The sequence below is a fragment of the Nocardioides jishulii genome, from assembly GCF_006007965.1.
Taxonomy (GTDB): Bacteria; Actinomycetota; Actinomycetes; order Propionibacteriales; family Nocardioidaceae; genus Nocardioides; species Nocardioides jishulii.
The window spans coordinates 823242-840821 of sequence record NZ_CP040748.1; the positions used below are offsets into that span (position 1 = coordinate 823242).

Annotated in this window: 16 protein-coding genes; 10 read left to right on the forward strand and 6 right to left on the reverse strand. The window is 71.9% G+C overall.

Annotation, left to right across the window (positions count from 1 at the left end; genetic code table 11):
• Positions 1–14 precede the first annotated feature (14 nt).
• The 3 genes from sigE to FCL41_RS03910 are packed head-to-tail and all read left to right on the forward strand — an operon-like array spanning position 15 to position 2592.
• Positions 15–605 carry an RNA polymerase sigma factor SigE gene (gene sigE / locus FCL41_RS03900; RefSeq protein WP_239021761.1) on the forward strand — a complete coding sequence of 197 codons (591 nt, stop codon included), beginning with the start codon at positions 15–17 and terminating at the stop codon, positions 603–605.
• Positions 602–1156, forward strand: a complete 555-nt coding sequence (locus FCL41_RS03905) for a zf-HC2 domain-containing protein (RefSeq protein WP_137066104.1) — start codon at positions 602–604, stop codon at positions 1154–1156. Before sigE ends, FCL41_RS03905 begins: the two co-directional genes overlap by 4 nt.
• On the forward strand, positions 1153–2592 hold the full coding sequence (locus FCL41_RS03910) for a S1C family serine protease (RefSeq protein WP_137066105.1): 1440 nt from the start codon (positions 1153–1155) through the stop codon (positions 2590–2592). The genes FCL41_RS03905 and FCL41_RS03910 overlap by 4 nt, the downstream gene beginning before the upstream one ends.
• A 27-nt stretch (positions 2593–2619) precedes the next feature.
• Here the strand turns inward: FCL41_RS03910 and FCL41_RS03915 are convergent, their stop codons facing one another.
• A complete protein-coding gene (locus FCL41_RS03915) occupies positions 2620–2868 on the reverse strand; it encodes a helix-turn-helix domain-containing protein (protein ID WP_137066106.1) in 249 nt (82 codons plus the stop codon).
• Positions 2869–2967: 99 nt separating this feature from the next.
• Here FCL41_RS03915 and FCL41_RS03920 point away from each other — a divergent pair, with 99 nt between their 5' ends.
• Together FCL41_RS03920 and FCL41_RS03925 are read left to right on the forward strand one after the other, a co-directional pair.
• Positions 2968–3618, forward strand: coding sequence for a hypothetical protein (locus tag FCL41_RS03920; protein WP_137066107.1), 651 nt, complete (start codon positions 2968–2970; stop codon positions 3616–3618).
• 1 nt (position 3619) lies between these two features.
• The gene (locus tag FCL41_RS03925; protein WP_137066108.1) at positions 3620–4894 is read left to right on the forward strand and encodes a CpaE/TadZ family protein; all 1275 of its coding nucleotides are present in this window, start codon (positions 3620–3622) and stop codon (positions 4892–4894) included.
• Here FCL41_RS03925 and FCL41_RS03930 read toward each other — a convergent pair.
• Both FCL41_RS03930 and FCL41_RS16940 read right to left on the reverse strand, forming a co-directional pair.
• Positions 4857–6179 (reverse strand): hypothetical protein, encoded by a 1323-nt coding sequence (locus tag FCL41_RS03930; protein ID WP_137066109.1) that lies wholly within the window; start codon positions 6177–6179, stop codon positions 4857–4859. The genes FCL41_RS03925 and FCL41_RS03930 overlap by 38 nt on opposite strands.
• 1 nt (position 6180) lies before the next feature.
• Positions 6181–6591 carry a hypothetical protein gene (locus FCL41_RS16940; RefSeq protein WP_175422340.1) on the reverse strand — a complete coding sequence of 137 codons (411 nt, stop codon included), beginning with the start codon at positions 6589–6591 and terminating at the stop codon, positions 6181–6183.
• Between the two features lie 58 nt (positions 6592–6649).
• Here FCL41_RS16940 and FCL41_RS03940 point away from each other — a divergent pair, with 58 nt between their 5' ends.
• Entirely contained in the window at positions 6650–8194 is a 1545-nt protein-coding gene (locus FCL41_RS03940) for a WS/DGAT/MGAT family O-acyltransferase (protein ID WP_239021762.1), read from the forward strand.
• Positions 8191–8556, forward strand: coding sequence for a DUF6912 family protein (locus FCL41_RS03945; RefSeq protein ID WP_137066110.1), 366 nt, complete (start codon positions 8191–8193; stop codon positions 8554–8556). The genes FCL41_RS03940 and FCL41_RS03945 overlap by 4 nt, the downstream gene beginning before the upstream one ends.
• Positions 8557–8565: 9 nt before the next feature.
• On the opposite strand, the gene FCL41_RS03950 is transcribed toward FCL41_RS03945, so the two are convergent.
• Positions 8566–9048, reverse strand: a complete 483-nt coding sequence (locus FCL41_RS03950) for a DUF2505 domain-containing protein (RefSeq protein ID WP_137066111.1) — start codon at positions 9046–9048, stop codon at positions 8566–8568.
• 69 nt (positions 9049–9117) lie between these two features.
• On the opposite strand from FCL41_RS03950, the gene FCL41_RS03955 reads away from it, so the two are divergent.
• Positions 9118–13962 (forward strand): NAD-glutamate dehydrogenase, encoded by a 4845-nt coding sequence (locus FCL41_RS03955; RefSeq protein ID WP_239021763.1) that lies wholly within the window; start codon positions 9118–9120, stop codon positions 13960–13962.
• Between the two features lie 67 nt (positions 13963–14029).
• Here the strand turns inward: FCL41_RS03955 and ku are convergent, their stop codons facing one another.
• Positions 14030–15025: a non-homologous end joining protein Ku gene (ku, locus tag FCL41_RS03960; protein WP_137066113.1), complete on the reverse strand. Its 996-nt coding sequence runs from the start codon at positions 15023–15025 to the stop codon at positions 14030–14032.
• 97 nt (positions 15026–15122) lie between these two features.
• Between ku and ligD (FCL41_RS03965) the strand changes: the two genes are divergently transcribed.
• Both ligD (FCL41_RS03965) and ligD (FCL41_RS03970) read left to right on the forward strand, forming a co-directional pair.
• Positions 15123–16064 (forward strand): non-homologous end-joining DNA ligase, encoded by a 942-nt coding sequence (ligD, locus tag FCL41_RS03965; protein ID WP_137066114.1) that lies wholly within the window; start codon positions 15123–15125, stop codon positions 16062–16064.
• A complete protein-coding gene (ligD, locus tag FCL41_RS03970) occupies positions 16057–16998 on the forward strand; it encodes a non-homologous end-joining DNA ligase (RefSeq protein ID WP_137066115.1) in 942 nt (313 codons plus the stop codon). Before ligD (FCL41_RS03965) ends, ligD (FCL41_RS03970) begins: the two co-directional genes overlap by 8 nt.
• Here ligD (FCL41_RS03970) and FCL41_RS03975 read toward each other — a convergent pair.
• The gene (locus FCL41_RS03975) at positions 16937–17578 is read right to left on the reverse strand and encodes a glycosyltransferase (protein WP_137066116.1); all 642 of its coding nucleotides are present in this window, start codon (positions 17576–17578) and stop codon (positions 16937–16939) included. The two genes, ligD (FCL41_RS03970) and FCL41_RS03975, sit on opposite strands and share 62 nt — an antisense overlap.
• Positions 17579–17580 lie beyond the last annotated feature (2 nt).

A 17580-nucleotide genomic window follows, 5' to 3' on the forward strand; every position in this document is an offset into this window, starting at 1 on the left:
GACAGGAGGGGACCATGGAGCCAGAAGTGGCCGAGAGCGTCCCGACGTGGGACGAGATCGTCACCAGGCACTCCCAGCGCGTCTTCCGTCTGGCCTACCGACTGACCGGCAACCGGCACGACGCCGAGGACCTCACCCAGGAGGTCTTCGTCCGCGTCTTCCGCAAGCTCGACACCTACACGCCCGGCACCTTCGAGGGCTGGTTGCACCGGGTGACCACGAACCTCTTCCTCGACCAGGCCCGCCGCAAGCAGCGCATCCGCTTCGACGCGCTCTCGGACGAGCGGGCAGGTCGCCTCAGCTCCTCCGACCCCGACCCCGAGTCGGCCATGGCGGCGCAGACCTTCGACGACGACGTCGAGCGGGCGCTCGCCACGCTGCCGCCGGACTTCCGCGCGGCCGTCGTGCTCTGCGACGTCGAGGGCCTGACGTACGAGGAGATCGCCGAGATCATGGACGCCAAGCTCGGCACGGTGCGCTCGCGCATCCACCGTGGCCGCGCCATGCTGCGTACGGCTCTGGCCCACCGCGCGCCCACCGACGGACGGCAGCGCTACGCCGGCCCGGCCACGGGTGTGCTCCCCGCGCTGAGGGGTGCCCAGTGATCGGCGGGCACCTCGGCACCAAGGTGAGTGCCCTGCTCGACGGGCACCTGTCGCCGGCCGAGGAGGAGCGCGCGTGGGAGCACGTCCACTCCTGCCACCCCTGCCGTGACGCCGTCGAGCGTGAGGGGTGGGTCAAGACCCGGCTCTCCCAGCTCGGTCCGTGCCCGAGCGCGTCGCGGGACTTCTCGGCGGCCCTGCGCGAGAGCCTGGTGGGCCCGGAGCTGACGGCCACCGCTGCGACCTACCCCGACGAGCTGCCCGAGATGGCTTCCGCCGGAGCCGGTGCCCTGCGTGCGCGCCACCTCGCGGCGCTGAGCGGCAGTGCGATCGGCATGGCGGTGCTGGGCGTCGTGGCCCTGGGTGCGGCGCCAGCCAACGCCCCGTCACTCGACCGCCGCGCGCCGACGACCAGCATCGTGCCGCCCTCCTCGTCGCCGACCGTTCGCCCGGTCTCCACCCCCGCGGCCAGGCCCACGGCGACTCCCACTTCGCCGGCCACGTCGACGTCCTCTGTGCGCCATTACGTGCTTCACGACACAATGGCCCCGTGAGCCACGACCCCACCGCCTCGAACGAGCCCACGTCCCCGTCGTACGAGCAGCAGCCTGCTGCTGACCCGCGCCCGGACGGAGGCTCCGAGGAGTCCCCCGCCACGACGCCTGACCAGGCCCCCGCGCCGATGCCTGAGCAGGCGGACGCCACGACGTACGAGCCGGTCGCGGCGACGACGCCTGAGTCGCCGTCGTCCGGGGACGAACCCACGCTTCCGCTCCCGCCGTACGTCGCGCCGGCGACCTCGCCCTTCGCCCCGGAGCAGGGCGTCGTTGGGGCGCCGGGTCCTGCCCAGGGGCCGTTCGGACCCCCGACCGGCTTCCCGCCCGCCGCCCCCGTGGGCGGCCGCGCCCGTCGCCCGGCCGTGCCGGGGTGGACCTGGCCCGCCATGGCTGCGACTGCGCTCGTCCTCGGCCTCCTCGGGGGAGTGCTCGGGGCCGGGATCCAGGAGCGGATCGACACCTCCAACCTCGGTCTCGGGGCCACGAGCACCCGCACCGCCCCGCCGTTGGGCGAGGACAACGACTCCATCGCGGCAGTGGCCAACGAGCTGCTGCCCAGCACCGTGCAGGTGCTCGCCACGGGCACCGCCGCCGCGGGCACCGGGTCGGGCTTCGTGCTCGACAGCGCCGGGCACGTGGTCACCAACAACCACGTCGTGGCCGGTGCCACCGGGAACGGCACCGTCGAGGTCGTCGACTCCAGCGGGAGTGTCTACGACGCCGAGGTCATCGGGCGCAGCAGCGTCTACGACCTGGCTGTGCTGAAGGTGGAGGGGGCCAAGGGCTTGCGCCCCGCCAGCCTCGGCTCCTCCGACGACCTGCTGGTGGGCGACGAGGTCGTCGCCTTCGGTGCCCCGCTGGGTCTCAGCCAGACGGTGACCGCCGGCATCGTCAGCGCCAAGAACCGTCCTGTCACCACCGGCGCGTCGAACGACGAGTCGTCCTTCATCAACGCCGTGCAGACCGACGCCGCGATCAACCCGGGCAACTCCGGCGGCCCGCTGGTCGACCTGCAGGGGCGTGTGGTCGGCGTCAACACCGCCATCGCCACCACCGGCGGCGTGGTGGCCGAGGCGGGCAACATCGGCGTCGGCTTCGCCATCCCGATCGAGCAGGTCAAGGTCACCGCCGACCAGATCCTCCGCACCGGCAAGGCCCGCTACCCGGTGATCGGCGCCCGGGTCGACACGAGCAAGAACAACAAGCTCGTGGGCGCCGTGATCGACGAGGTGCTGGCCAACTCGCCCGCCCAGAGCGCCGGGCTCGAGGACCGCGACCTCGTCCTGGCCGTCGACGGCGTGCGCGTGACCGACGGCATCTCGCTCATCGTGCGGATCCGGACGTTCCAGCCCGGTGACGAGGTGGAGTTCACGGTCCGTCGCGACGACCAGGAGCGCACCCTCACCATCACCCTCGGCTCCGAGGTCGGCTGACCGCGCGCCGCGGCGGTCAGGTCTGCGTCACAGCTCGGAGGCGCGCCCTGCCTCGGCCTCCACGAACGGGTGGTCGTCCACGAACGCCTTGGTCTCGGTGTACATCTTCTCGATGAACGACTCGAGCTGGGTCGACTCGACGCGCCACTGGCCGCGTCCGCCGATCTTGATCGCGGGCAGCTCGCCTCGACGGACGAGTGCATACACCTGCGCGCTGGACGTGTTGAGGACCTCTGCCACGTCGGCCAACGTGAGGAATCGGGATGTGGCGCTCATTACTCCATCGTGCCACTGAATCGAGCAACCACAAGGGGTGAATCCGGCGGCTGTGGACAACCCCCGCCGCAAACGGTCGGACCCGCCAAGATGTGGGTCGTGAAGATGGGCCTCGGACAGACAGAGATCAAGCCGGCCGTGCGCGGCAGCTCGCCGGGCTGGCGTGACGCGCGCCTGTGGACCGGGCTCGCCCTGATGGTGTGCTCGGTCGTCGTGGGCGCCAAGGTCGTGGGCTCGGCCGACGACTCCGTCGCCGCGTGGGCGCTGCGTGCCGACATGGCGCCCGGTGACGTGGTCACCCCGGCCGACCTGGTGACCACGCGCGTGCGCTTCGAGGACGCGGAGGGAGCCGCGCGCTACTTCACCGTCGACGACACGCTGCCGGCGCAGCGCCACCTCGTACGCGCCGTGGGTGCCGGCGAGCTGCTGCCGCGCTCGGGCCTGGGCGAGAGCGACCCGGACACCTCGCGGGTGTCGGTGTCGGTGCCCAGCACCCAGCTTCCGCCCGACGTCGAGGCAGGCAGTCGGGTCGACCTGTGGGTCGCGCCGCAGAGCGCGGGTGACCGCGGCCGCGCCAGTCTCGCGGTGCGCGACGTCGTCGTGCTGGAGGCGCCCGGCGTCTCGGCGGAGCTGGTCGGCGCCGGTGGGGAGCGTCAGGTGGTGCTGGCCGTCCCCGACGACGGGACGGTCCTGGCCGAGGTGCTCACGGCCAGCGGCACCGGCCGGCTCATGATCGTCGGTCGGGGCTGACGTGCGGTGCGTCCTCGTCCTCGCCTCGGGGGCCGCGTGGGAGTCCGAGGCGCTCGACCGGCTGCGGGAGAGCGCAGGCATCGTGGTGCTCAAGCGGTGCGTCGACGTCGACGACCTGCTCGCCAGCGCCGCGACGCAGCAGGCCGACGTGGCCGTGGTCTCCTCGGACGCCCCTGGCCTGGACGGCTCCACGGTGCAGACCCTGCGCCGTCACGGCGTCGGGGTCGTCGCCGTGACGGGAGCCCACCTGCGTGAGGATGCGGAGTCCCGCCTGGCTCGCGCGGGCATCCTGGCCACCGTGCCCGACACCGAGGTGACCTCCTTGCCGGCCACCCTGCTCGCGCTCGCCGACGCACAGGTCACGGTGCCCGCGCCCCGCGCAGGCACCCTGGCCACCGTGCCCGAGCAGCCGGACGCCGAGGCCCCGACGGGCCCCGTCCAGCCTGGTCGGGTCATCGTCGTCTGGGGTCCGGTCGGCGCCCCGGGAAGGACGACCACAGCCACGGCCATCGCGAGTGAGCTCGCCGCCCGTGGCCGCGCCACCCTGCTGGTCGACGCCGACCCCCACGCCAGCGTCGCGCAGCACCTGGGCGTGCAGGACCAGGTCTCGGGCCTGCTCTCGGCTGCCCGCACCCCCTCGCCGGTGCAGGCCGAGCGTCTGGCCTCCGCGGCGCGCGCCGTGGGTGACCACCTGGCGGTCCTCACCGGTCTTCCGCGCCCCGAGCGTCAGGTGGAGATGCGCGACGGCGTCCTCGGCGAGATCGTGACCGAGCTGGCGCTGACCTGCGACGTGGTCGTCGACACCGGCTCCGAGCTGCTCGGGCCGCACGCCCTGCGCGACGGTGCCGCGGGCATGACCCTCGAGGCGCTCGAGGTGGCCGACGAGGTGGTGGTCGTGGGCGCGGCCGACCCGGTGGGTCTGGCCCGCCTGGCCCGGGGCCTGGTGCAGCTGCGGGAGACGTGGGGCGAGACGCCGGTCCGGGTGGTGGTCAACCGGATGCGTTCCTCGCTCGGCTGGTCGCGCTCCGACGTGGCGTCGATGGTGGAGGGTTTCGCCTCGGTCTCGTCGCTGCACTTCCTCCCCGACGACCGAGCCGCCGTCGACCGCGCGCTGGTCGCCGCCCGCAGCGTGGCGCAGGAGGAGGGCAGTGCGCTGGCAGGCGGCGTACGCGAGCTCGTCGACGCCCTGCATCCCGAGACCTGCCGCGTGACGACGAAGGCCGCGGGCTGGCCGCGGTTCAGGAGGCGAACAGCAGGAACAACCCGCCAGCCGTGAAGGCGACCATCGCCATGAGCAGCGACAGCTGCCCCGTGACCTGGTGCTGACGCGGGAGCAGGGTCATGGCCCGGTCGTGCGAGGCCACCGCGCCGAGCACGTGACCGGTGACGACCGCGACCACCTTCATCACGGCCAGCGCCGTGGCCTGGTAGGCGATCGAGTGGTCGACCGCCCAGCCACCGGTGCCGAACCAGTCGTCGCCACGGGAGAGCGGGTCACTCATCTGGATCACCGTGGTCTGGCCGAGCACGACCAGGTAGGAGAAGTAGTGGGCGGTCATGTAGCCCACCACGATCGGCATCATCGCGTGGGCGTAACGCCTCGGCAGGTCGACACGTCGGACTCCGGCGGAGACCCCGGTTGCCATCGTGCCGAAGGTCAGGATCGCTCCTGCGAGCAGGACGAAGGCAGCGAGGGCCAGGTTGTTGAGCAGGGTCTGGTCGACGTCGTTGCCCTGGAGGAACTGCACCCACGCCGGTGACTCGCGGAAGGAGTCGTACGCCGTGCTGCCCAGCAGGACCGCCATCACCGCGGCCAGGCCCGGGCTGGGCCGGGTCGAGGCGAGGTTGCGCAGGGGCGAGACGAGCACGAGCCGTCCGTCGTCGCGGCGACCCCAGACCGACAGCTTGGCCAGCAACGAGGAGTAGACCTCGAAGGGGTCGGCGGCGGCGAGGAAGCGGTTGCCGAAGACCAGGGCGCCGAGGACCATGACGACGGCGTAGACGGTGAGCCACAGCCTCAGCGTGCCGAGCGCGGTCTGTGACGGCGAGACGAGCTCGAGCCAGACGAAGGCGTAGAGGCCGACGGCCGCGAGCCACACCCCGAGCTGGGCGGGGAAGGCGTACAGCCCGGTCTCGGGGTCGGTGCGCAGCACGGTCGAGAGGACGCGGTTGATCGCGCGGAAGGGGCTGAACGCCTTCCACACCGGACCGAGCAGGAGGCTGGCCGGGACGATGCCCACCCACAGCAGGACGTAGACCATGCCGAAGGCGGGATTGGTCTCCAGGTCCTGGCCCGCGACCAGCGCCAGCCCGAGGTAGGCCACGACCAGGAGGCCGACGACGCCCAGCACCGCGCGGAAGACCGGTGAGTCGACCACCGACTGGAGTCGGGGCAGGGGGAGCGAGCGGTCCATCGACTCGAAGCGAGGGCTGCGCCACGCGACGGCGAGGACGATGAAGGAGATGATGAGCGCGGCGACGGCCCCCACGACCGCGAACTCCGCGGGAATGGGTAGGTCCTTCGCGCCGCCCAGGCCGTGGGCGGAGTACGTACCGTCCACGTCAGCGGACTTCGAGCTGGAGGACGACCACGTCAGGGTCGTGGAGCTCCACCTCGGCGACCCCCGGCTGCTCCAGGGTGGCCTCGAACTCGGTCGTGCCCTCCGAGAACTCCCACTCCTGCTCGGGGTTGGTGTGCACGTGCAGCTCGCCGGCACGGTCGGCCTTGATCGTGACCGTGAACGGCTCCCCGGCGGAGACCTCGACACGCTCACCCAGGGGGGAGACCTCGTCGTCGGTGATCGTGATGGCGATCGGTTCGGGGGAGGGGGAGTCGCTGGAGTCCCCGTCGTCCCCGTCGTCCGCACAGCCGGCCAGGGACAGGGCCGCGACCAGGGCCAGGGCGCTGAGTCGCGCGGCCGTTCGAGTGGCGGGACGAGTGGTGGTTCGGGCTCCAGCCACGCGGGCAGACATCTGGGCGTTGCTCCTCCGGTCGGGATCTTTCTGCCAGAATCCCATGAAAGGCAAGCGCATGGACGGAAGGGCAGACATGAAGGAGCGGCTGCGGCCGCGAGACCTGGCCTTTCTGGCCACGGATTCGCCCACGACCCCCATGCACAACGCGACCCTCGAGGTCTTCGAGGGCGGGAGCGGGTTCGACCACGCCCGGGCCCTGGCGCTGGTCGAGGACCGCATCTCCTACGTGCCGCGCTACCGCCAACGGCTCCAGTACGTGCCCGGCCAGCTCGCGAACCCGGTGTGGGTCGACGACACCGAGTTCGACCTGACCTACCACGTGCGTCGCTCGGCCCTGCCGCGTCCGGGCACCATGGACCAGCTGCGCGAGCTGACCGCGCGCATCGTCTCCCGCCCGCTCGACCGCAGCCGCCCGCTGTGGGAGGTCTACGTGATCGAGGGGCTCGAGAAGGGCCGGATCGCGATCCTGTCGAAGTCCCACCAGATCCTCGTGGACGGCGTCGAGACCGTCGACATCGGTCAGGTGGTCCTGGACGTCGACCCCGACCAGGGGCCCCTCGGCCTCGACGAGGAGTGGCGCCCCCGGCGTACGCCCACGCCGACGTCGTTGATCCTCGGCGCCATCACTGACAACCTTGAGTCCCCCCGCACCCTCGTCCAGACCGTACGCAGCGGCGCGGGCGCCGTCACTCGGCGTGCCGAGTCCGTGGTGACGCGCGTCGGGCAGGTGGCCGGCGTCCTCTCCGCGCGCCGCCCCGCGGTGGTCTCGCCGGTCAACGGCGAGCTGTCGCAGCAGCGGCGCATCGTCACGGTGGCCACCGACCTGGCCGACTACCGCACGATCCGCCGGGCGCACCAGACCACCGTCAACGACGTGGTCCTCGCCACCGTCACCGGCGCCCTGCGCGGGTGGCTGATGACGCGCGACGAGGCCCTCTACGGGATCAGGAAGCTCAAGGCGATCGTGCCGATGTCGGTCATCGACGACGAGCTCGAGGCCACCTCGCTCGGCACCCAGGTCATCGGTCACGAGGTCAACCTGCCGGTCGGCGAGGTCAGTCCGGTGGTCCGCCTGCTCCAGGTGAGCTACAGCTTCAACGGCCACCGTGAGACGGGCCGCGCGGTCGGTGCCCAGCGTCTGACCGGGATCGCGGGCTTCGCCCCGACGACCTTCCACGCCCTGGGCTCCCGGGTGGCGGCCCGCGAGCTGCGGCGCGGCTTCCACGTGTCGGTGACCAACGTGCCGGGCCCGCAGTTCCCCCTCTACGCGGCTGGCGCGCAGATGCTGGAGACCTATCCGATCCACCCCCTGCTGCCGGGCCACGCGCTCTCCATCGGGGTGACCTCCTACGACGGCCAGGTCTTCTACGGCATCACTGCCGACCGCAACCTGGTGCCCGACGCCGACATCCTGGGCCAGTGCGTGCTCGAGACGTTGGAGGAGCTCAAGGACACCGCCACGGACGTACGCCCCCGGGCGCCGCGCGGTCGCAAGAAGGTCGCCCAGAAGCCGCAGAAGAAGACGCAGCAGAAGACGCAGAAGAAGGCGGCAGCGCCCCGGGACACCTCGTCCGGCACGAAGAAGACGGAGAAGAAGTGAGCGTCCGGGTCTACCTGCCCACCACCCGCGCCGGCCTGGCGGCCCTCGTGACCGGCGACGGCTGGCAGGAGCGCCGGGTGAGCGAGGGCGCCGAGCCCGTCATCGCCGCGGGGGACTCGGAGGACGAGGAGTACTCGGCCCTGATGACCGCCGCCGATGCCTCCACCGCGCTCTACGACGTCACCGGTGAGCCGGGACGTCGGCGCGTGGTCGTGGTCGCCGAGGTGGCCTCGGCGGACGCCCCGGTGACGCGCGACGACGTCGCCTCGGTGCACCTCGACACCGAGGACCGCACCCCGGACGCGGACCCCGACGACGACCTGGCGTGGTTCGCCCCCGAGGAGCTCACCCACCTGCTCTGACGCGCAGGCTCAGCCGGCGAGGTAGGTGACGCCGACCTCGTGCTCGGTGCGCAGCGCTGCCTTGAGCAGGTCGACGACGACGCCTTCGAGCTTGCCGCCGACGAGCGGGATCGAGACGGTCACCGTCAGGTCCACGGTCTCGATCGTGCGGGCGCCGTCCTCGCGCAGGGAGACGGTGCCGCTGATCTGGCCGGGCTTCCCCGGGATCCCGACCGTGTAGTCGCCGGACGTGAGGTCGCGCCAGTTCTCGCGGTGGACGATGGTGATCTCGTCACCGACGACCTTGGTGGCCACCGACGGCACCCCGGTCACGGCCTGGACACGCTCGACCTGGACGTCGGCAGCGTCGCCCTCGGCCGCGACGGTGACGTCGTGGCTGATGACCCGCTGGCGCTCGCAGACCTTCACCCGGAAGGCGGGGTCCCGCAGCATCGCGGCCACCTCGGCCGGCGGGGCGTCGTAGGTCAGCTCGTGCTGGAGTCGCTTGCTCATGGGGCCATCATGACGGGTCGTCGGCCCGAGGTGTTGCCGCGTCCAAGGTCCCCACCTAGGGTCGGGGGCGTGTCCAGCACCAGCACGGAGGCAGACAAGACAGCAGCGCTCTCGCAGGCGGCCGACAAGGCCGGGCGAGGGGCTCTTGCTGACGGAGCGATGGTGTCGGCGTACTTCCGCCACGTCCCGCCCGAAGACGTCCTCGCTCGCGAGGACCGGCTGGTCGAGGTGGTGCTCAGCCACCACGACCTGGCCCTGGTGCGTCCGGAGGGCCGCGCCAAGGTGCGGCTGGGTGACTTCGGGGACCGCACGGCCGTCGAGGTGGTCACCGACGACATGCCCTTCCTGGTCGACTCGGTGACGATGGAGCTGACCCGCCAACGACGCCCGATCCACCTCGTGGTGCACCCCCGGTGGTCGGTGCGCCGCGACGCGGTCGGCCACCTGCTCGAGCTCGCCCCGATCGACGACTCGGCGCCCGACGACGAGGGGGTGCGCACCGAGTCCTGGATCCGGGTCGAGGTCGACCGGGTGGCCGACGAGGACGACGGCGCCGCGCTGGTCGAGGGCCTCGAGCGGGTGCTGCGCGACGTGCGCGAGGCCGTCGAGGACTGGCCTCGGATGCGCGCCACCGCCCGAGCGCTGGCCGACGGACTCGCCGACGCCCCCGCCGACGTCGCGCGCGAGGCGATCGGCCCGGCCCGCGACCTGCTGGAGTGGCTGGCCGACGACCACTTCACGTTCCTGGGGTGCCGCGAGTACAGGCTGGAGACCCGGCAGGGCGACTCCGGGGACGAGCTCTACCTGCGGGCCGTGCCCGGTTCGGGACTGGGCATCCTGCGCGACGACCCCGACCTCTCCGTCGAGCCTCCCGCGCTCAGCGAGGCGGGCGAGCGCGCCGCGCGCATGCGTACGCCCCTGGTGCTCACCAAGGCGAACTCGCGGGCCACGGTCCACCGCCGTGCCTACCTCGACTACGTGGGCGTACGCCTCTTCGCCGAGGACGGCTCCGTCGCCGGGGAGCACCGGTTCCTGGGACTGCTGTCGTCGGGGGCCTACACCGAGTCGATCCTGCGGATCCCGGTCCTGCGCGAGCGGGCCGAGGCCGTCCTCGCGGCCGTCGGCTTCGACGCCCACTCCCACGCGGGCAAGGAGGTCATCGACATCCTGGAGAACTATCCGCGCGACGAGCTCTTCCACACCGACGTCGACGACCTCGTGCCGGTGGTGCGGAGCCTGCTGTACGCCGGCCAGCGGCGCCGGTTGGCGGCCTTCGGTCGCCGCGACCCGTTCGGGCGCTTCGTCTCGATCCTCGTGCACCTGCCGCGCGACCGCTACAGCACCGTCGTGCGGGAGCGGTTCGCCGACATCCTGCGCGCCGAGCTGGGAGGCGACGACGTCGAGTTCTCCGCCCGCGTCGACGAGTCGCCGACGGCTCGGGTCCACTTCGTCCTGCACCCCCCGCGCGGGCAGCAGATCGGGCCGTTCGACCCGGTCGTCATCGAGGAGAAGCTGGTCCAGGCGTCGCGGTCGTGGCGCGACGACTTCGTCGCCGAGGCCAGCGGCCCCCTGCAGGACCCCCGCGAGCTGCGTACGTGGGCCGAGTCGTTCCCGGAGGGCTACAAGGAGCGCTTCACCGCGAAGACCGCCGTGGCCGACATGGAGCGGTTGCGCGCCCTGGCGGACGCCGCCACCGAGTCGCGACCCAACGGCTTCGACCTCGCCCTGACCGAGGAGACCGGGGGCGACACCAGCACCGAGCGCGCCCGGCTGAAGGTCTACCGGGTGGGGGAGGCGATCTCGCTCTCGCGCGTGCTGCCGCTGATCTCCTCGCTCGGGGTGGAGGTCGTCGACGAGCGGCCGTACCGGCTGGAGGGGCTCGGAACACCGACCTACGTCTACGAGTTCGACCTGCGCCACTCGGGTCCGTTGCCCCACTCCGACCCCGACCTGGTCGTCGACGCGCTGCGGGCGACCTGGCGCGGCGACAACGAGGTCGACGGACTCAACGCCCTGGTGCTGGACGCGGGGCTGACCTGGCGTCAGGTCGGGTGGCTGCGTGCCTACGCGAAGTACATGCGCCAGGGCAACAGCCCCTTCGGCCAGGCGTCGATCACCGCCGCGCTGCGGGCCAACGTCGACATCACCCGGATGCTGGTGGAGCTCTTCGAGGTCCGCTTCGACCCGGCGTACGACTGGACGGCCGAGGAGCGCGACCAGCGTGAGGCCGAGGTGCGCGAGCGGCTCAGCGAGGCCCTGGACGCCGTGGTCAGCCTGGACCACGACCGCATCATGCGCTCCTACCTCGCCCACCTGTCCGCGACCCTGCGCACCAACGCCTTCCGCACCGACGAGCACGGCGAGCGGCGTTCGTACCTCTCGCTCAAGCTCGACCCCGGGCAGATCCCCGGGCTGCCGGAGCCGCGCCCGGCCTTCGAGATCTTCGTGCACTCGCCCCGCGTCGAAGGCGTGCACCTGCGCTTCGGCTCGGTCGCCCGCGGCGGCCTGCGCTGGTCGGACCGACGCGACGACTTCCGTACCGAGGTGCTGGGCCTGGTCAAGGCGCAGATGGTGAAGAACACCGTCATCGTGCCGGTCGGCGCCAAGGGTGGGTTCTTCGCGAAGCAGCTGCCCCGACATGTCCGACCGGGAGGCCCCTGGCTGGAGGAGGGGAAGGCGAGCTACCGCACGTTCATCCGCGGCCTGCTCGACGTCACCGACAACCTCCTCGACGGCGAGGTCGTACCAGCCGAGGGGGTGGTGCGCCACGACGGCGACGACTACTACCTCGTGGTCGCCGCCGACAAGGGCACCGCGAGCTTCTCCGACATCGCCAACGCCCTGGCCATCGAGCGGGGCTTCTGGCTGGGGGACGCGTTCGCCTCGGGCGGCTCGGTCGGCTACGACCACAAGGCGATGGGCATCACCGCGCGTGGTGCGTGGGTCTCGGTGCAGCGCCACTTCCGCGAACGCGGCATCGACTGCCAGACGCAGGAGTTCACCTGCGTCGGCATCGGGGACATGTCCGGTGACGTCTTCGGCAACGGCATGCTCCGTTCCCCGACGACGCGGCTGGTGGCCGCCTTCGACCACCGCGACGTCTTCATCGACCCGCACCCCGACCCGGAAGCGTCGTACGCCGAGCGCCAGCGCCTCTTCGACCTCCCGCGCTCCAGCTGGCAGGACTACGACCGGTCGCTGATCTCCGAGGGTGGAGGCGTCTTCAGCCGGTCGGCGAAGTCGATCCGGGTCACCGAGCAGATGCGTGAGGTGCTGGGCCTCGACGCGGCGGTCACCTCCCTGACGCCGACCGACCTCATCCGTGCCGTGCTCACCGCGCCCGTCGACCTGTTGTGGAACGGGGGTGTCGGCACCTACGTGAAGGCGTCGACCGAGACGCACGCCGACGTCGGCGACAAGAGCAACGACGCGCTGCGCGTCGACGGGCGTGACCTGCGGGCCGCCTGCGTCGGCGAGGGCGGCAACCTGGGCTTCACCCAGGCCGGCCGCGTCGAGTACGCCCGTGAGGCGGGCGGCGCGATCAACACCGACTTCATCGACAACTCCGCCGGCGTCGACACCTCCGACCACGAGGTCAACATCAAGATCCTGCTCGACCGGGTCGTCGCCACGGGTGCCCTGGACGCCGAGCACCGCAACACCCTGCTCGCCTCGATGACCGACGAGGTCGGCGAGCTGGTCCTGCGGGACAACTACATGCAGAACCTCGCGCTCTCCAACGCCGCCTCCACCGCGCCGCAGATGCTGCACGTGCACGAGGACTGGATGAGGACGTTGACGGCGCGTGGGGTGCTCAACCGCGAGCTGGAAGGGCTCCCCTCCACCAAGGAGGTCAAGCGCCGACTCGAGGCGGGCGAGGGGCTGAGCGGTCCCGAGCTGGCGGTGCTGCTGTCGTGGACCAAGATCGTGCTGGCCGACGAGCTGCTGGCCTCCGACCTGCCCGACGATCCCTACCTGCGCAGCGACCTGATCGGCTACTTCCCGTCCGCGATGCGTCAGGACTACCGCGCGCAGATGATGGAGCACCCGCTGCGCCGGGAGATCGTCACCACGCAGGTGGTCAACGACCTCGTCAACGGTGCCGGACTGACCTACTGGATGCGGCTGGCCTCCGAGACCGGCCAGTCGGCCGCCGAGCTCACGAGGGCCAACTTCGTCGCGCGCGAGATCTTCGGCTCCGAAGCCCTGGGGTTCGAGGTCGCCGCCCTCGACAACCGGTTGCCTGCCTCGGCCCAGACCCGGATGCGGATCGAGATGCGCACGCTCGTCGAGCGCGCCTCCCGCTGGCTGGTCGGTCACTACGACCCGCCGATCGACAGCGAAGGGCTCGTCGACGGTCTGAGCGTTCCGGTGCAGCGGCTGATGGCGGCGCTCCCCGGCCTCCTCGACGGCCGGGAGCGCCACGCCTTCGAGGAGCGCCGCGCGACGCTGACGGCGCAGGGCGTCGATCCGGCGCTGGCGACCCGGGTGGCGGTGCTGCCCTCGGCGTACGCCCTCCTCGGCGTCGTGGAGACCGCGCGCCGCGAGGAGCTGGACCCCGAGGCGGTGGCGCGCGTCCACTTCGCCCTGGGCGAGCGCCTGGCGCTGCCGGTGCTGGTGCGCGCCGTGGTGGCGTTGCCGCGGGTGGACCGCTGGCAGGCCATGGCCCGCGCAGCGCTGCGTGACGACCTCTACTCGGTGCACGCCCGCCTGACGAGCGAGGTGCTGGCCGTCGGCGGTCACGATCCCGGGGCACCGGCCGAGGAGCTCGTCGAGGCGTGGGCGGACCAGCGTGGGGAGCGGGTGGCCACGGCGGCCGACACGCTCGAGGAGATCGTCGGTGACGGCGAGGCCGACCTGGCCCGGATGTCGGTGGGGCTGCGCGTGGTGCGGAGCCTGCTCGACAACAGCTGACCACCGGGAGAGGCGGGACGACAGGCCGGCGTAGCGGCCCAGCCAGGGCAGCCCAGCGTGGACGGCCTCAGCTGGCCTTCTTGACCTGCTTCTTCGCGGTGGTCTTCTTCGCTGCCGCCTTCTTGGCGGTCTTCTTGGCCGTGGTCTTGGCCGCGGTGGTCTTCGAGGCGGTCTTCCTCGCGGCGGTCTTCTTCGCGGACGAGCCCGTCGCCTTCCTCGGCTTCTCGGCGGCCTCGGCCTCCGACGCAGCCTCCTCCACCTCGGCCGGAGCCTCCTCGCCGCGCGCCTGCTTGGCGGCGGCGACCGACTTCTGCAGCGCAGCGAGCAGGTCGACCACCTCGCCGGAGCTCTTCGTGCTGGTCTCGGTGCGCTTCACCTCGCCGCCCTCGATCTTGGCCTTCACCAGGGCCTCGACGGCGTCGGCGTAGTCGTCCTCGAACTCGGACGCGTCGAAGTCGCCGGCCAGGGTCTCCACGAGCATCCGGGCCATCTTCACCTCGGAGTCCTTGACCTCGTCGATCTCCACCGAGAAGTCGGGCACCCGGATCTCGTCGGGCCACATCATCGTCTGGAGCACGATCACGTCGCCGCTGTCGCTGGGCCGCACGCGCAGCACGGCCACCGAGCTGCGCTGGCGCAGCGCGACGGTGACCACGGCCATCCGGTCCGACTCGAGCAGTGCCTCGCGGAGCAGGGCGTACGCCTTGGCGCCGCTGGCGTCGGGCTCGAGGTAGTACGACTTCTCGAAGAGCATGGGGTCGATCTGGTCGCTGGGCACGAACTTCTCCACCGAGATCTCGCGCGACGAGGTGAGGGGGAGCTCCTTGAAGTCGTCGTCGGTGAGCACGACCATCTCGCCGTCCTCGGTCTCGTAGCCCTTGGCGATCTCCGAGTAGGGGACCTCCTCGCCGTCGATCGAGCAGACGCGCTGGTACTTGATCCGTCCGCCGTCGGCCTCGTGCACCTGGCGGAAGGAGACGTCGTGCGACTCGGTGGCCGAGTAGAGCTTCACCGGCACGTTGACCAGGCCGAACGAGACCGAGCCCTTCCAGATGGCGCGCATGACGATCCTCCGTTCGCCCGGCGTCGTCCAGGCGTTCCCCTCGACAGTGTGAGAAGGCCAGTATCACCCACTCTGCCCATCGGGGAAGATGGTCGACATGCGTCCGATGCTCGCCACCCGTGGAGACCACGTGCCCACCGGGCCCGACTGGGTCCACGAGGTGAAGTGGGACGGGATGCGCGTGATCGTCGAGGTCACCGGGGGCCGCGCGCGGCTCACGAGTCGCAACGGCAACGACGTGACGTCGACCTTCCCCGAGCTCAGCACGCTCGCGCTCCCCGACCTCGTGCTCGACGGCGAGGTGGTCGCCTTCACCGACGGCCGCCCCGACTTCGGCGCGCTGGCGACCCGGCTCCAGCGCAGCGGCCGCGGCGCCCGGATGCGGGCCGAGGTGGTGCCGGTGACGCTGCTGGTCTTCGACCTGCTCCGCTTGGGGGAGCAGGACCTGCGCGGACTGCCCCTGTCGGAGCGGCGCGAGCTGCTCGACTCCCTGCACCTGGGCGACGACCAGGTGCAGGTGCCCCCGACGTACGACGACGGGCAGATGTTGCTGGAGGCCACCCGTGCGCAGGAGCTGGAGGGCATCGTCTCCAAGCGGCTGGCCTCGCGCTACGAGGAGGGCGTACGCAGCCGCAGCTGGCTCAAGTTCGCCCATCGCTCGCGGACGTCCTGGGTGGTCGGAGGGTGGCGCCACGAGACCGGGTCGCCGGCGCGGATCGGGGCGGTGCTGGTGGGGGAGCCGACCGCGGACGGCTTCCGCTACCGCGGTCGGGTCGGGTCGGGCATCACCGGACGGACCGGCGTCGCCCTCAAGGAGCTGCTGGTGGCCCGTGCCGCCGACGCCTCCCCGTTCGACGAGGAGCTGCCGCGCGCCGACGCGCTGGGCACGCACTGGGTACGTCCCGAGGTCGTGGTCGACGTGGAGTCGTTGGGCTTCTCGGCCAACGGCCGCCTGCGACAGCCGTCCTTCCGCGGCGTGCGCGTCGACCTGACGCCGGCCGACCTGCTCACCCAGTCGAGGGAGGCGGACGATGCCTGAGAAGGCGGAGAAGTTCGAGAAGTCCGAGGTGCAGGTCGAGGTCGAGGGCCGCCGGCTCACCATCAACAACCTCGACAAGGTGCTCTATCCCGGCACGGGCACGACCAAGGGCGAGGTGCTGCACTACTACGCGGCCATTGCCCCGGTGATGCTGCCGCACCTGGCCGGGCGGTGCGTCACCCGGATCAGGTGGCCGCACGGCGTCGGCGACTCCAGCTTCTTCGAGAAGAACGTGCCCCCCGGAACGCCCGCGTGGGTGCGGACGGCCGAGGTCCCCACCACCGGCTCGCGCAGCGGTCAGGGCAGTGGTGTCATCCGCTTCCCGGTCGTCGACGACGTCGCCACCCTGACGTGGTTGGCCAACCTGGCGGCCCTGGAGCTCCACGTGCACCAGTGGCGGGTGGACGACGACGACCAGCCGCTGCCGCCTGACCGGCTGGTCATCGACCTCGACCCCGGCGAGCCCGCGACGCTGCACGAGTGCGCCCAGGTGGCGCTGCTGGTGCGGGAGGCGCTGAGCGAGCGGGGTCTGGAGTGCACGCCGGTGACGAGCGGCTCGAAGGGGTTGCACCTGTACGCCGGGCTCGAGGGCGTCACGATCGACGACGTGGTGCCCGACAGCGACCTGGTGACGGTCTTCGCGAAGGAGGTCGCCGAGGAGCTCCAGTCCTCCCACGGCCACCTGGTCACCGCGACGATGACGAAGTCGCGGCGCGGGGGGAAGGTCTTCCTGGACTGGTCGCAGAACGCCGCGTCCAAGACGACGGTGGCGCCCTACTCCCTGCGCGGGCGTGAGCGACCGACGGTGGCCACGCCGCTGACCTGGGACGAGGTCGCGGGGGTGGCCGAGGACCCGCTCTCGCTCGACCAGTTCACTGCCGAGGAGGTTCTGGCCCGGGTCGCCGAGCGGGGCGACCTGCTGGGGGTGGACTGACCCTCCGCCCGGCGAGCGCCAGACGGGCCAGCAGTCCGACGCGAGGGGCGCTCAGGGCCCCCTCGACCAGGGTGGCGAACCGCTCGACGGTCTCGTCGGGGGTCACTGCGTCGGCGGTGGTCGGACGCCCTTCGTGGCGGGTGGCGGCGACCGCGAGACGCAGGTCGTCGAGGGAGCGTACGAGGCGGATCGTGCCGTCGGCGGCCAGCCGGGCGGTGAAGTCGATCTGGTGCCCGTCGACGTGCTCACCGAGGGCGGGGTCGCGGGGAGCCACGATCGGGACGTGCCGGGAGGTGCGAGCCTCTTGGATCAGGCTCGGGCCGCCGTGGGTGATCACGACGTCGGCGTGGGCAAGCAGGTCGTCGAGCTCGCGGACCCCGAGCATGCGGGTCCCGGTGAGGTTGGCCGGGAGGTCGGCGGACGCGACGTCGGGCCAGCGGGTGAAGCCGTGCTGCACGAACCAGCGCTGGCCGTCTTCCGCGGCGAGCGTGGCGGCCCACTCGACGAGACGGTCGTAGGGGTGGTGGTCGGTGCCGAGGAGCACGGCGACCTGGGCGTGCTGCCCGGGTGACTCGGCCACGG

What these genes read in the sequence shown, in the direction of transcription:
- sigE (WP_239021761.1), top strand. Translation starts at nt 15, where the DNA reads ATGGAGCCAGAAGTGGCCGAGAGCGTCCCGACGTGGGACGAGATCGTC.
- FCL41_RS03915 (WP_137066106.1), bottom strand. Translation starts at nt 2,868, where the DNA reads ATGAGCGCCACATCCCGATTCCTCACGTTGGCCGACGTGGCAGAGGTC.
- FCL41_RS16940 (WP_175422340.1), bottom strand. Translation starts at nt 6,591, where the DNA reads ATGTCTGCCCGCGTGGCTGGAGCCCGAACCACCACTCGTCCCGCCACT.
- FCL41_RS03940 (WP_239021762.1), top strand. Translation starts at nt 6,650, where the DNA reads ATGGACGGAAGGGCAGACATGAAGGAGCGGCTGCGGCCGCGAGACCTG.
- FCL41_RS03950 (WP_137066111.1), bottom strand. Translation starts at nt 9,048, where the DNA reads ATGAGCAAGCGACTCCAGCACGAGCTGACCTACGACGCCCCGCCGGCC.
- ku (WP_137066113.1), bottom strand. Translation starts at nt 15,025, where the DNA reads ATGCGCGCCATCTGGAAGGGCTCGGTCTCGTTCGGCCTGGTCAACGTG.
- ligD (WP_137066114.1), top strand. Translation starts at nt 15,123, where the DNA reads ATGCGTCCGATGCTCGCCACCCGTGGAGACCACGTGCCCACCGGGCCC.
- ligD (WP_137066115.1), top strand. Translation starts at nt 16,057, where the DNA reads ATGCCTGAGAAGGCGGAGAAGTTCGAGAAGTCCGAGGTGCAGGTCGAG.